At 44.1% G+C, this 13,609-nt stretch carries 16 protein-coding genes and 1 pseudogene; 12 read left to right on the plus strand and 5 right to left on the minus strand.

Annotated features, from left to right (window positions below):
- Window positions 1–248: 248 nt before the first annotated feature.
- The gene (locus IE103_RS17405) at window positions 249–467 is read right to left on the minus strand and encodes a helix-turn-helix transcriptional regulator (protein ID WP_189347598.1); all 219 of its coding nucleotides are present in this window, start codon (window positions 465–467) and stop codon (window positions 249–251) included.
- A complete protein-coding gene (locus IE103_RS17410; protein ID WP_189347600.1) occupies window positions 460–951 on the minus strand; it encodes a hypothetical protein in 492 nt (163 codons plus the stop codon). The genes IE103_RS17405 and IE103_RS17410 overlap by 8 nt, the downstream gene beginning before the upstream one ends.
- Window positions 952–1,637: 686 nt before the next feature.
- On the opposite strand from IE103_RS17410, the gene IE103_RS17415 reads away from it, so the two are divergent.
- Window positions 1,638–2,237 carry a DUF4124 domain-containing protein gene (locus tag IE103_RS17415; RefSeq protein WP_189347603.1) on the plus strand — a complete coding sequence of 200 codons (600 nt, stop codon included), beginning with the start codon at window positions 1,638–1,640 and terminating at the stop codon, window positions 2,235–2,237.
- A 73-nt stretch (window positions 2,238–2,310) separates the two neighbouring features.
- Here the strand turns inward: IE103_RS17415 and IE103_RS17420 are convergent, their stop codons facing one another.
- Window positions 2,311–3,393, minus strand: coding sequence for a TFIIB-type zinc ribbon-containing protein (locus IE103_RS17420; RefSeq protein WP_189347605.1), 1,083 nt, complete (start codon window positions 3,391–3,393; stop codon window positions 2,311–2,313).
- A 104-nt stretch (window positions 3,394–3,497) separates the two neighbouring features.
- Window positions 3,498–4,619 carry an SPFH domain-containing protein gene (locus IE103_RS17425; RefSeq protein ID WP_189347607.1) on the minus strand — a complete coding sequence of 374 codons (1,122 nt, stop codon included), beginning with the start codon at window positions 4,617–4,619 and terminating at the stop codon, window positions 3,498–3,500.
- Between the two features lie 387 nt (window positions 4,620–5,006).
- Here IE103_RS17425 and IE103_RS17430 point away from each other — a divergent pair, with 387 nt between their 5' ends.
- From IE103_RS17430 to IE103_RS17440, 3 genes are all read left to right on the plus strand, one after another.
- The gene (locus tag IE103_RS17430; RefSeq protein ID WP_189347609.1) at window positions 5,007–5,441 is read left to right on the plus strand and encodes a nuclear transport factor 2-like protein; all 435 of its coding nucleotides are present in this window, start codon (window positions 5,007–5,009) and stop codon (window positions 5,439–5,441) included.
- 450 nt (window positions 5,442–5,891) lie between these two features.
- On the plus strand, window positions 5,892–7,121 hold the full coding sequence (locus tag IE103_RS17435) for a nuclear transport factor 2 family protein (RefSeq protein WP_189347611.1): 1,230 nt from the start codon (window positions 5,892–5,894) through the stop codon (window positions 7,119–7,121).
- A gap of 85 nt (window positions 7,122–7,206) precedes the next feature.
- Complete coding sequence (locus tag IE103_RS17440) at window positions 7,207–8,268, plus strand: serine hydrolase domain-containing protein (RefSeq protein WP_189347612.1); 1,062 nt, start codon at window positions 7,207–7,209, stop codon at window positions 8,266–8,268.
- An 85-nt stretch (window positions 8,269–8,353) separates the two neighbouring features.
- Here IE103_RS17440 and IE103_RS17445 read toward each other — a convergent pair whose 3' ends face one another.
- On the minus strand, window positions 8,354–8,788 hold the full coding sequence (locus IE103_RS17445; protein WP_189347614.1) for a nuclear transport factor 2 family protein: 435 nt from the start codon (window positions 8,786–8,788) through the stop codon (window positions 8,354–8,356).
- 291 nt (window positions 8,789–9,079) lie between these two features.
- Here IE103_RS17445 and IE103_RS17450 point away from each other — a divergent pair, with 291 nt between their 5' ends.
- From IE103_RS17450 to IE103_RS17485, 8 genes and pseudogenes are all read left to right on the plus strand, one after another.
- A complete protein-coding gene (locus IE103_RS17450) occupies window positions 9,080–9,487 on the plus strand; it encodes a hypothetical protein (RefSeq protein ID WP_189347616.1) in 408 nt (135 codons plus the stop codon).
- A gap of 76 nt (window positions 9,488–9,563) precedes the next feature.
- Window positions 9,564–10,082 carry a GNAT family N-acetyltransferase gene (locus tag IE103_RS17455; RefSeq protein WP_189347618.1) on the plus strand — a complete coding sequence of 173 codons (519 nt, stop codon included), beginning with the start codon at window positions 9,564–9,566 and terminating at the stop codon, window positions 10,080–10,082.
- Between the two features lie 95 nt (window positions 10,083–10,177).
- On the plus strand, window positions 10,178–10,495 hold the full coding sequence (sugE, locus tag IE103_RS17460) for a quaternary ammonium compound efflux SMR transporter SugE (RefSeq protein ID WP_189347727.1): 318 nt from the start codon (window positions 10,178–10,180) through the stop codon (window positions 10,493–10,495).
- A gap of 53 nt (window positions 10,496–10,548) precedes the next feature.
- Window positions 10,549–11,235: a hypothetical protein gene (locus IE103_RS17465; RefSeq protein ID WP_189347620.1), complete on the plus strand. Its 687-nt coding sequence runs from the start codon at window positions 10,549–10,551 to the stop codon at window positions 11,233–11,235.
- Window positions 11,236–11,289: 54 nt separating this feature from the next.
- Window positions 11,290–11,505, plus strand: a complete 216-nt coding sequence (locus tag IE103_RS17470; protein ID WP_189347622.1) for a DUF6500 family protein — start codon at window positions 11,290–11,292, stop codon at window positions 11,503–11,505.
- Between the two features lie 39 nt (window positions 11,506–11,544).
- Window positions 11,545–11,991, plus strand: coding sequence for a nucleoside triphosphate pyrophosphohydrolase family protein (locus tag IE103_RS17475; protein WP_189347624.1), 447 nt, complete (start codon window positions 11,545–11,547; stop codon window positions 11,989–11,991).
- A 3-nt stretch (window positions 11,992–11,994) separates the two neighbouring features.
- The gene (locus IE103_RS17480) at window positions 11,995–12,600 is read left to right on the plus strand and encodes a DUF2306 domain-containing protein (protein ID WP_229827338.1); all 606 of its coding nucleotides are present in this window, start codon (window positions 11,995–11,997) and stop codon (window positions 12,598–12,600) included.
- 152 nt (window positions 12,601–12,752) lie between these two features.
- A pseudogene (locus IE103_RS17485) lies at window positions 12,753–13,574 on the plus strand (SDR family oxidoreductase).
- Window positions 13,575–13,609 lie beyond the last annotated feature (35 nt).

Consider the following 13,609-nt stretch of genomic DNA (forward strand, 5'->3'; position numbering starts at 1 on the left):
TGATTGACTCAGCGACAGAAAATGTACCAAAGAGCGCCAAAGTGTTTGCCAAGTAAGGTAACGCCTAAGTCGGCACAACGTGCTCTGCATCACCAGATGCTTCCTATACTTTGCCGATTGGCGTTTTTATCGACGCGAATGAATGTGATGGCCTCTATCACAAAAGTAGTATTGAAAAAATATCGCGCAATGAATAGTACAGATGCTGCTAAGGCATCGATAGTAAAAACTCACATAAAGCGACCCAGCTAATCCACCACCTCTTTGTTCAAGGTAAAAATATCCTCAACCGCGACACCAAAGTGTTTTGCCAGTTTGAGCGCAATAATCACTGAAGGTACGAAGCGCATCGTCTCCACCGTACTAATGGTTTTGCGTGAGACACCGATGGCTTCGGCTAATTCTTGTTGCGAAATTTTTTGTTTAGCTCTTAGCTTTGCGATATGATTGTCTAGCGCTTCACTCATCACGCTTCCAGTACGAAGACAAGATTGGTAGCGCATAGGCGCAAGACATGCAGCCTAGAACTATGCGCGAAAAATCACTGATGCTTATCGTGACTAAGACAGCAAAGTAACGATCTTTATCTGTTAAGAAAATGGCGGAAAACAAACAAAACACGCCTATGCTATACGAAGAAACTTTCGCTTTATTTTCCAGGCTAGCGACATATTCATCTTCAAATTGAAACCTAAGAAAAGAACGTTTACGCATCTCTATGCCGCTGTGTATAGATGAGAGAAGTGTAAATATCATGAAGCCAAATAGGGTAATGCCAAAAACTACGATCACACCAATCAAAGGGATATTACTTTGAAATTCTTTGAAAATATTATATCTATCCGTGACTACGTCGAAGATCAGATATAAGCCGACAGTCAGCGCCCCGAGACCGGACGAGCGTAAAAAATTTTCCTCGGCTTCTGCTTGGGTGTAGCGTAAATTTGCCATATTTTTCTGCCTTTCTTTGTTGAAATAGGAAAAAATGTAACCTTTAATACTCATATGATACCTATAGGTATCAATTTTAGGCAAGCTCATTCTTAACTTAGTTTAAGCTTAGATTAAGTTCAGATTATTTTTTGAATACTAACCACGCGCAATCGATTTGCCTTTTTCGTTCTTTTTCCATTGGTAGCATTCGTGGCTATCGTGTTTCCTGTTTCTTGGTTACTCAAGATCGGTTTGATCTGCATTGAAATGTTCCTGATTTCCCTGATCTTGCTAGTGGCGATATTGCCGGTTTTGGGAGCCGCAATAGTTGCGTGTAGTAAGCGCAGGGTCAATCTCTACATTTGACATCGCAATGCAGGAAAGCTGTATGAGCCATCCTCCTAAAACGCTACATCAGCTTACGCCTCGATTTGGCAATGCATTGAGTCCTTCTCAAGCAAAAGAAAATGTCAGCAGAAAACCCTCTAACTCGACTCAAGATTAGCGAAGTACGCTTGAGAATTTCGGTGTGGTCGTTCCTTCTCGAAAATCTGAACGCTATTTCATTCGAGTACAAAAATACGCCTAACTTAAACGCATAAAAGCAGATATGGAATGTATGATAAATAAATTATTAATCTATAATCAATGCTTATTTGATTGAACTCCCTATGACTAATTCTGCTCACTTTTCAAATTAACGTTTGTCTACCGTAATCGCGTGTTTGATCGTGGCGAATATCAGTGGATTCGCCTCAGCCCAAGGGGTTTATAAGTGGGTTGATAAAGATGGAAAGGTGCACTATGGCGATAAGCGCAACGCACCTGATGCCACGAAAGAGAGTGACATCAAAGCGTCAAAAATGCCTGGAACGGTGGGTGTCACGCAAGCGATGATCGAGCGCGGAACAGGTCTGGGGCAAAATCAAAACAATGGCTTACCAAATCCATCGATAGGACGCGGCATGCCAAATTTGCCCATTAGAGCGCCAGATATTTCTCATCCGCGCAGAACAGAAAAATGGCCAGAATATAAAACACGTATGCCCACAGAAAGTGCAGAAAATAAGCACCTATTAGCGCTTGGTGAAGCTGCTCTACAAAAATGTATTACCTTGGCTGTCAACTCGCATAACTTGAGCTTTACACCAGAAGGATCTGCTGCGCATAAGGTGAACATGGCGCATTGTCCTAAAGTTCGAATCGAGTGCAATGCCTTCCGTAGAGAGCCTGAGAACAATCTCTGTGAGCCTAAGCCCACAGATGGAAAAGGGCCGGTATCGATTTTTAATATGAAGAATTGAGTGCAGTCGAATAATCCCGATCTGCACTTTTTCACACCGCTTGGTTGATGTGTTTGATCAATTACTTTTGAAGCTACTTATTTGCCATCGCGATCACGATCGTCAATAACAAAAATGCCAGCAATACCGCACCCGCAATTTTCCAATACGAGTAAGGGCGTTCGCCCTGAACTTCACCTGTCTGTCCGTTGACCAAAAAACGATACGTCTTGTCGCCGTACTTATACGAGGAAAGCCAAATCGGTAGCAAGATGTGTTTGAAGCTGATGTTGGAATAGCGTGGCTGCATAGCCGTGATGCGTTGATGATCACCGCCAATATCGCGGCAAATTGCTTCGCGAATGGCGTCTTCCATAATATCTCTCGCATCGACAAAACCGGGTTCTAGCGGCACTTGATATGCTTCAACTGTGAAGCCTGAAACGTAGTCATCGCGATAGGCTTGCAGCTTGTTGAGATTCCATGGTGCTAGATTGTCGGCGTATTGTTTCGGTAGTGTCTTTGATGCGATGACTAAGACATCGTCGAAACTAACATTGACTTCACCAGCCGCAGGATACCAATTGGTTCTCGTTACTTGTCGTGTTTTTGTTTGACCATCTTGTACGTAAGTCTCGGTAACCAGGTAATCAACACCACGCTGTCCTTGATACGTGGTGTCAGAATCGGCGTCATAGGTCCAGTAGGGTGTGTAGATTCCCTTTAATCCGCGTTCGGCGCGATAGGCGCGTTTGAGTGCATTTGGCGCAAACCATAAGCCATGTACCCAGTCGCTGAATTTTTTGCGTGCATCAGTTTCTTTAATATCAAAAGGAGCAACGGCTTTGGGTTGTATTTGACGCTTGGCATACGCATTGGCTGCGATCATCGGCGCGGCGCAAAACGGGCAGCGATCCGATACGATATGTGGTCCAAATTGTGATTGCGCGCCGCAGGCGGTACACTTCACCGTTTGTTGCTCGATAGTCGCTTCGTTTCCAGCTTGCTTGCTTAAATAGGTTTGATAGTCTAACTCTTCATAAGCAATCGCTTGTTCAGTCGCGTCTGCTTCGATTTGATTTTGATTGCCGCAGTAGGGGCATTTAAGCGCGAATTGACCCGGTGCAAATTCTAGTTTGGCGCCGCATTGCGTGCAGGGATAAGTTTTGGTGGTCACTTGCAAGTCCAAAAAACGATGGTGTTGATGCAGAAATAGGTGTTGATCTCACATCGGTAGAAATCGGCTTGATGTGAGATCTGATTGAGCAAGCCTGAATCAACTTACTGCGGTGGTAGCGGTGGCGGCATCGCTGCAAATAGATCTTGCAAATCTGCCTGATCACTGGCCTTCGCCCAAGCAGCCATACCTTGGCGCCAAACTAGGCTGTCGCGAGTTAAGCTACCGTTCGCAACCTGTGCTTGCAAAGCTGACCGTTCAAACGGACCTGCTTGCGCACCGTTAATTGCGATGAAGTAGGGTGTTGATCCTGGTAGTGGCGGTGGCATCGCGCCAGCAGTTTGAGTTTGGGTCGCATTGGTTTGAAATAAATTGCCCATACTTTGGTTGAGCATGCCGCCCACACCGACTCCCATCATCGCGCCAGCCATGCCGGGATTTTGTGCAGCGTCACGCAATGCTTGCGCGCCTTGATATTGGGCGAATTGTTGCATGTTGCCGATCGCGCGCATCGCACCTTGTTGGTCAATCGCTTTTTCTACCTCTTCAGGTAGACCAATATCTTGCACTTGGACTTCGCATAGTTCTAAACCATATTGTTCAAAATCAGCGGCGATTTTTTCTTGTATGCGTTGTCCGACGACGCTGACTTTACTTTCTAAATCAATCACTGGCACGCCAATTTCTGGCATTACTTCTTTAATGCGCAAACCGATTTTGCCGCGTAGATTTTCTTCGATGTCTTGTACGGTAAAGTCGGCTTGTGTGCCTACCAATTCTAACAACACGGTTTTGGCATCACGAATACGTAAACCATAAATACCGAATGCTGTCACCCGCACAACGCCAAATTCGGGGTCACGCATCGTTGCAGGACCTGCGGTTCCCCATTTTAAATTGGTGAATCGAGTTGTCTTGAAAAAGTAGACCTCAGCTTTAAATGGGCTATCGAATCCATATTTCCATCCCTTAATGGTGCTGAGTATCGGCATGTTTGCTGTACTAAGTTCATACATGCCGGGCATAAAGACATCGGCAACTTGGCCTTTGCCTAGTTGGCCTTCGTTAACCATGACCGCAACTTGACCCTCGCGCACAGTGAGTTTGGCGCCCATTTTGATTTCGTTTTGATAGCGTTCAAAACGATGCACCATCACATTCGGACTATCGTCTAACCATTCGACGATATCGATAAACTCATTGCTTAGCTTGTTCCATAATCCCATGCTGCTCTCCGATCGCTTATTCTTAAGAAGAGAAAAATTGTTGTCGTGGATTTTTGTCCTCAGAGGTGAGGCAAATCCTGAAGGTTTGCTGATAAGTTAGTATTGCCGATTTAATACAGTATCACAAGTCTTGCTACTTTTTACTTTGAGAAAATAGAAAGGTCGATTTCATGAATGCCATTTCGCACCTTGATCGTCATTCTCTAAAAAGCAAGAACTTTTCTTCATTAAACTGATCATAACGCTTGATTACTATATCTCGCTATTTCTTTGATATTGGTTTAGCGATTTGTTTAATCAATTCTTTGAGTGAGCATCGAAAGGTTTGTGTTGATCGTCGTTGATGACGTCAAATGACAATTTTTATGATTGATGAGGAGCTGTAAGATGAAATGGGTGTTTGCAATTTTAGTGTTCGGTTTGTCGTGTATCGTTTCAGCACAGCAAGTTCAAGAGTTATCTGGCAAGCAAGTTGAAGAATTGATCGAAAAAGTCAATCTCGCTCAGAACAAAGTAATGATGCGTAATTCAACGACACAAGATGTTGACGCATTATTCGCGATGTATTCGGATGATTTCACTTATGTCCATGCAGCATATGGTGGTACTTATTCGCGCGAAACATTAATGGGAAATACGCTTCGAATTCAAAAGGCGGGGCGCTATAACTTGGATCAAGGACGTTATAAAGTTTTGCGCATTATTCCGGGTTTAAACGCCGCTGCGGTCGAACGTGTAGAGAATCAATCCGACAAAGTTCATCTGTCTGTGTTTGAGTTTAAAGATGGCAAGGTGTCAAAAATCACTGAATATTGGAAGTAATCAATAATCCGTCAAAATCGTTAGATTTTGAAATTGTTGTTGATGAAAATTAGTTTCCTAAACTTTCTATGTATTGCTTACGCATTTCCGTGACGTTTGATAACTGGGGCTAAAGACATCTGAATTTCTCGAATCATTAGTTGTCCACGCGATAAAAATCTACCAATGAAGCGAAATGTCATTGGTAGATTTTTTTTAGGCTTAATGTTTCCGTGGTGGTGTCCCTCAAGCAAAAAACACTCCGAAATCATGTTTCTGAAGTCCTAAATCGCGGTTTGCCATAGCGAATTTACTGTATTCCAGTAAATTGCATCTAGCGAATTTGGGCGTTGAGTTGATATTCAAAAGTCGTAACAGGCTTTTGGAAAAATTTTACAGCTTGCACTTTTAGATAACTTGCTCCTGCATTCGCATCCGTTAACGATTTGATCTTTGATTTAAGGTGCGTGTATGAAGCTAAGTTGTTTTATTTTTCTTTCTCGTGTTTTTCTTGCAGCTTATTTATTGTTTGGCGTATTTGGGGCTACGCAGGCATCCTCTTCCTCTTCGTTTGACAGTTTGGCGCTTCGTAACAATCAAGCCGGTGTGAAGGAGCAAGCTGGGATCGCTAAGCAAAGTAATCCAAGACGGATTTTGTTTGTTACCTCAAATCAGCATTTTTACGGCAAATCAGATATTCCTGCCGCGAATCACTTTGAAGAAATTGTGATGGCCTACGATGTTTTCGTTAGTCATGGCTACCGTGTGGATATTGTCAGTCCGGAAGGTGGTGCAATTCCGATAGATTATGTAAATACCTCGATCTCACTCCAGAAAAAGTATCTTTACGACGAGAACTTCATGAATAAGCTGGAGCGCACCTACCGACCCGAAGAGCTCAATTTTGCGGATTATGCCGCGGTCTATTACAGCGGTGGCGGTGCGGCGATGTTTGGTGTCGCTGAAAATCGTGCGATTCAAAAATTGGTGGTTAGCATTTATGAGAACAACGGCCTTGTCTCGGCAGTGTGTCACGGAACCGCTGGTTTAGTTTATTTGGCGGGAAATGATGGGAAGTCTTTGCTAGATGGTAAAAATATTACTGGATTTCCTGATGCCTTCGAGCGTAAGGATAGGCCGTACTACGCTACTTTTCCGTTCAAGATGGATCAAGCTGTTCAGGCGGCAGGTGCTCACTTCAAGTATTCCCCCAATTGGGGTGATAAATTCTATATTCGAGATGGGCGTTTGATTACCGGGCAAGATCCTTCCTCATCGAGTTTGGTCGCCAAGGAAATCGTGGAATATTTGAAGGCGCATGGACTAGGCTCTGTAGCGCAAGACGAAAAGGCCGAACTTGATCAAATTAGACTTGTATTGACAGACTACATTGACGGTACAGCGAATGGTGAACCTGATCGTGTGCGCAAGGCTTTTCATGAAGACCTTAATCTTTATTCGATTAAGAATGACAGTCTAGATGTCTGGAAAGGTAAAACCTATATCGCCAATATTGCGGTTGGCAAGAGCAATACACGTCAAGGAAAAATTGTCGCGATCGATTATGAAAAAGATGTCGCCATGGCAAAGATCGAGATATTAGTTCCAGGCTTTCGTGTATTTACCGATTATTTAATGCTGGCAAAAGTAAAAGGTGTTTGGAAAATCATTCACAAGTCATTTACGTCTAGACCTGTTTAATTTAACTAGTGCTAATTTAGACTCATAACATGAAGAAGACCCAATGCTGTTAAGACATTGGGTCTTCTTAAATTAGAGAAAAACAATGTTGATATTGATACCTCGAATTTGTCTTAGTTTTATCTTGATGCTATTGCTGCCTGCGTATAGCTTTGCGGAAGTATCAGCAAAGATTGCAATTGATCGTTACGTACGAGAGATTCAGCAATCACATCGCATTCCCGGTTTAGCATTAGCGATTGTGCGAGATGGTAAGGTGATTCATCGCGCAAATTATGGAACAGCGAATATTGAATTTGATGTGTCGGTTTCTGATGAAACGGTGTTTCCTCTTTTTTCAACGACTAAGATATTTTCTGTCGTCGCAGTACATCAATTGATAGAGCAAAAGAAGATTTCACTTGATAGTAAATTGGCCGAATTATTAGATGATCTTCCGGAAACTTGGCGAGAGGTGAAGATCAAGCATTTATTGAGTCACTCTTCTGGCTTACCTGATATTGTGGTTTACGAAAATCAGGTTGAGAATGAGGCGCAACAAGCGGTATACGCACAAGCTATTCTGTTTAAACCAGGCGAAAAGTTTGATTACAACCAAACCAATTATTGGTTGCTGAATCGTATTTTCCAGAAAATAGCTGGACAAAGTCTAAGCAACTATATTTTGACAACGCAGTTTTTAGGGGCGCAAGAGACGGTCTTTTTTGAGGGTAATCATCTCGCTGTTCATCCTCACTTTAGTGTGGGGTATAACAACGCTGGAAGTAAATTGATGAAGCGAAACTGGCACTTTCCGCAGTATAACTACGGGGCAGCCGGCCTAAATATGAGTATGAATGCTTTTCTCGAATGGCATAAGAAACTGGAGAGCGGTACCTTGTTATCTACGGCGAGCTTAGCGAATCTGCAACAAGCATTTGTGTATGACCAAGCAAGAAGTTTTGCACATGGCTGGGATTTGATAGATATGGACGGCGTCGCCTCCTATGGGTTTACCGGTGGCATGGCGACCGCATTTCGACAAGTGCCGCAGAAAAAAATGACATTGATATTGCTAGCAAATGCGATGTTTATTCCTTCTGCAAAGCAAACGAGTTTGGATGGCTTTGTGAATCGGCTTCTTTTAATGGCAGAAACGCTGCGATGAAGTACCAACGCTGCTTGACTAAAAATACCTTGAAAGAGCGCAGGGCCGTAAATCAATTTTTTAAAGCCATCCATTCATAGCTGAATTACTTCTTGGGTTTGCTATACCAAAGTGCGTTTACAATAATCCATCGGTCACCAAAACGCCCCATGTGAAAATAGTCTACAAACCATGGTGTTTCTAATCTTACCGATGCGGCATTGTCGGTGACATCCAGAATCTTGCATGTTCTGTCCCACTGCTCTTTTGGGGTTTTTAATACACCTTGTTTGGTCAGGCTGACTAACTCTTCTTTTGACATACGGCGCAAACCTAAGCGTTCATCGGGTGTGTCGCCGATGGCAGCGCGTTTTGCCAGATCAGGGTGGAGGGCGCGCGCAACGCGTTGTGGATTGGCCTCTAGTTGACCATCAATATAGTCAAAGCAAGTAGCCTCGATGGCGGCGATAGTTGCTTTATCGGGTTCTGCTGGTGCGGTACTCGAGAATGCTAATAGCGCAAAAAGGGCAGTGATACTCATAGCGGTCCTTATTTGATATTGATCGATGGTTGATCTCAGCTTATGACTGAGTGATTTTGATTTAGTTCTTGAGATTTTACATACGCACACAAATGACTAAATTCTCGGCCTCGATATCTTACCGTAGCTATTGTTTAAACAGCATTACCTTCTTCATAGCGTGATTCTGGTACTTTAGCTTGTGTCGGGATTAGAGTAATATCAGAGCCGCATAAAAAGTGGTTCGGCGCGTGCAATAATCTGCATCCTTGTGATTCGCTGATGTCAGCCGTCGATGGAAAGGGAGCGAGTATGTTTCGGTTTATCTTCTTGCTGGTCAGCTTGTCATTGATGCCGAGCGCGAAAGCTTGCACTTGTCCTTCAACTTTAAGTACGGATCAGCAAGTCGTCGATGGGATGATGCAAGATGCGGTGATGGTGTTTATTGGAAAAGTGACAGCGGCCAATTTGCTCAGATTGAATTCTGCCGAGCGTAGTTTTCAATTTGTGGTGCATGAAAGCTTTAAAGGCGTAAAGAAAAATGTGGTGACCGTGTATTCTGCTTTACGTAGCGCAGATTGTGGAACGACGCTGGCGCTTGGAAAGACTTATTTGGTTGCCGCATACGGCAGAGAAAATATGCCTATTATCCGCTCTTGTGATCGACCCGAAGAGATTGAATTTGTCGCCCAACGCATCGCATTATTGCGTGCAAAATAGGATGGTTTTTAATTGGCACTGCGATTAGGCACAAACTGCATTGCTTTTATTTTCGAGAAATAGTTGAGTTCCATTCATGACCGATTTTATCGTACGCCCGATGCAGGTAGAAGACATGGACGAGATTTTACTCGTGCAGGCCGCCTGCTATAGCGATGATATTCCTGAATCTGTCGAATCTCTGCGAGCGAAATTGTTAGCTTCTCCCTTGAGCTGTTTTGTCGCGATTCGACATGATGAATTGATCGCGTATTTAATTGCTCTTCCTTGGAACTCATCAGCACCGCCAGCACTGAATGCGCCAACTTGCGAGATTCCTGCGCATGTCGATTGTTTGTACTTACATGATTTGTCGGTTCATCCATACGCTCGTGGCACTGGCGTTGCTAGAGCACTCATTGATTGCTTTTTCTCGCGATGTGCACAATGGCAGATGCGACGTAGCTGTTTGGTAGCGGTACAAAACTCCACTAGCTATTGGCAGCGATTTGGTTTTCTACCGACCACAACGACGGCAGAAATGCGTGAGAAGTTATCAAGCTATCCGGGCAACGCTGAATTTCTAATGCGAGAAATTTGGACGCAATCAAGTTGATATAATCCTGTTTGTTAGCGGGACGACCCGTTAGTCTTCCTTGTATTGGGGACGACCCCATCAATTCCGAAGGAATGAAGATGAGCTCTATTACCATCAATTGGTTGATCTTGTTATGTGCAGGTCTGTTTGAAATAGTGTGGGCGATTGGATTGAAATATACCGATGGTTTTTCACGTTTTTGGCCAAGTGTTATTACCGCCGCTGCGATGCTCGCTAGTGTCGTTTTATTGGGCGTTGCGATGAAGTCGCTGCCTGTAGGCACCGCCTACGCTGTTTGGGTTGGCGTTGGTGCTATTGGTACAGCGATTCTTGGCATTATTCTGTTCAATGAACCTGCTAGCTTGGCACGTATTCTTAGTTTGTTTTTGATCTTGTTGGGAATCATAGGATTGAAACTGAGTTCTCCTTAGCAAATTTGGCTTGAAAAAACGCACATTCTTTGACATCTTCATCTTGTGACTTTATGCATTTTTCCTTTCTGACTTTTCCGTTTGGTGCTCGCAATAAGGGGCACACAGTGATCAACACTTTGTGTTTTGGCTTATGCCTCGCGCTAAACGCTAGCCACGCGTATGCCGACAACAAAGTGCAATCGAGTGAATATGGAAAACGCTTAGAGGTCGAAATACAGCTAAGCCCTGAAGATGTCTCGCGATTGGCGAATTTTCAAGCACCTGAAGAAAACAAAAAACTCTCAGGCCCGATGGCCTCGGTCACCGCTACATCGGAACGTTGGCGCGGTGATTCCATCAATGCAGGAAAAGACACTGGTCCTTACACCATGGTGGTCACTTTAAAAGGTCGCGCTAAGACTGCAGGTGATGTGAGTACGATGTGGAATTCCGGTTGGGATTTTAGCGATGATAGTGCGCGCGTGACGGCATTTCCTGGCTTGTCGAAGTTGGGTGTCAAGGCGGGGGAACAAGTGGTGATGGTAAAAGCAACTGCGCCGATACGTTTCAAAGAATCGCGCGCGGTCAGACCTGTGTTGGAATTAGTGAGAGCTGATAATTTTGAGTTTGAATCAATCTTTGTCCAGATATGGTCTGGCGTCGGTGGTAGTTCGTGGCAGGATATTTTGATGTCATTTCGTTGGCTAATTGCAGGCTTGATTTTATTCTTTCTCCGATGGTGGTGGGTGAAGCGTTGAGCGTGATCGACACCATAGTTCGATAGTGAATTTGCGTAAATTAGGAAAATTAAAGTGCAAGAAAAATTGAGGCGAAAAATCATTGCAGTGTGCGAGCAAAAAATTGCACAAAAGGGTGCCAATGTTGGTTTGTCTTTTTATGCTTTTTTCGCGAATAGAAATGACGATCCTGCATTGTTGATGGAAGCGGCAACTTGGTGGATTCAAACACACCAGTTAGATCATTTTGAAAAAGCGGAAAAGATAAAGCAGCTGGTGGAGGCTATTTGATTTGCTGATGATGGTAAGTACATAGGAGAGGAAAAATCGATGAGTGGATTTTCAGAAGATATTAAGAAATTTAATGGTATCTACAAGTTACCAGTGAACACCGCACCGACGCTGGATGTTGGTGTGCCTGCAGCGGAGAGAATGGCGGCTTTCAAAGATATTTTATTGGAGGAAGTGCACGAAATAGATGAGATCATCGCGGCGCAGAAAGCGGGTAAAGATCCGCTAGAAGTTTTGACGATGTTGGCGGACTTATTAGGCGATATCCAAGTCTACTGTGCTTCTGAAATGGCAAAATTTGGACTGCCTTTGGATCAAGTGTTGTCGATCATCATGCAATCCAATTTTTCGAAACTCGGCGCAGATGGGTTGCCGATTTATGATGAGCGCGGCAAGGTAATGAAAGGCCCCAATTACTGGAAACCAGAACCCAAGTTGCAAGCGATGTTGACAGAAATGACGACCACAAATTCTTCGTCAAAATAAACCATGACAAAGAAAATACTGTATGGCTTGATGTTGCTGATGAGTTTTGCGGTTGCTGCCTATGCGACGATTGCTTACGCTGTCTTTCCTTTGGGAAGTTTGGTGCATCCCGATATGAGAATCAATTTTGAAAATCATCGTATCGCCGTTTATTTGCACATCTTTGCATCTAGTTTAGCGCTCCTAATCGGGCCGTTCCAGTTTTCTAAGCGTTTGCGCGCGAGTCGCCCGATGCTGCATCGTCATTTAGGAAAAGTATATTTAGGTTTTGGTGTGGCGCTCGGTGGTTTGTCAGGATTGTTGATGGCGGTATTTGCCTATGGCGGACTTGGCTCGAATTTGGGATTCGGTATTTTGGCTGTTTTATGGTTGTTCACTGGTGCGCGCGCGTATTGGGCGATACGGCGCGGTGATGTGATCGATCACCAACGCTGGATGATACGCAATTTCTCTCTGACTTTAGCTGCGGTTACCTTGCGTATTTATTTACCTTTATCGATGGTTTTTGGCTGGCCATTTGAACTGTGCTATCCCATCATTTCTTGGTTATGTTGGGTGCCGAATTTACTCATCGCCGAATGGATTTTTAATCGTCCTTTATCAGTTTGATTCTTGACCTGCATTTAATTTGAAGGAGAAACTGACATGAACACCGCAATTGAATAAGGAGTTGGAATAAATCTTACCGTTGATTTGTATCGACATCTAACTCCTGATACTGAAAATATCTGATTCTAGAATTCAATTAAGGAGCATGTTTTATGCAACGATTACATCAAAAAATCGCGCTCGTTACTGGCGCGGCGCGCGGGATTGGTGCAGCTATTGCCAAGGCCTTTATTGATCAAGGTGCCACCGTTATTGTGACCGATATCGATCATCAATTAGGAGCCGCCTTTGCAGATTCTTTGGGTGCACGAGCCCGCTATCTACCTTTAGATGTGCGTGATGAAACAGCGTGGCGATCGGTGATGGCTGAAGTTTTACAAAACTACGGTGTTTTGCATGTGTTGGTGAATAACGCAGGCATCACTGGATTTGAGCGAGGCGTCGTTGCACATGATCCAGAAAACGCCAGCCTAGAAGATTAGCAGTCTGTACTTTCTACCAATTTGGACGGTGTTTTTTTAGGATGTAAATATGCGATCCAAACGATGCGAAAGACCAGTGAATCTGAGGCTTTGCGCGGATCAATTATCAATATCTCGTCGCGCTCAGGTTTAGTCGGTATTCCTGCTGCAGCGGCTTATGCAGCATCAAAAGCTGCGGTACGTAATCACACAAAATCAGTAGCACTGTATTGTGCAGAACAAGGACTAGCGATACGTTGTAATTCAATTCATCCGGCAGCGATCCTGACGCCGATGTGGGAACCTATGCTAGGGCAGGGCGATGATAGAGCAGCTCGTATGCACGACTTGGTGCGCGAATGTCCGATGCAAAGATTTGGTTTGCCAGAAGAAGTGGCAGCGCTTGCTGTTTTACTCGCTAGTGATGAAGCTGCGTATATGAATGGTGCTGAACTGAATATCGATGGCGGGATGCTTGCCGGTTCTGTGGTGCGCCCTGTGCCCAAGTCTTAGATAGTTTAGTGGCGTCTGTTTTGCGGTAGTGGTAA

Source organism: Affinundibacterium macrobrachii, assembly GCF_014652415.1.
In the GTDB taxonomy this organism is placed as follows: Bacteria; Pseudomonadota; Gammaproteobacteria; order Burkholderiales; family Burkholderiaceae_D; genus Undibacterium; species Undibacterium macrobrachii.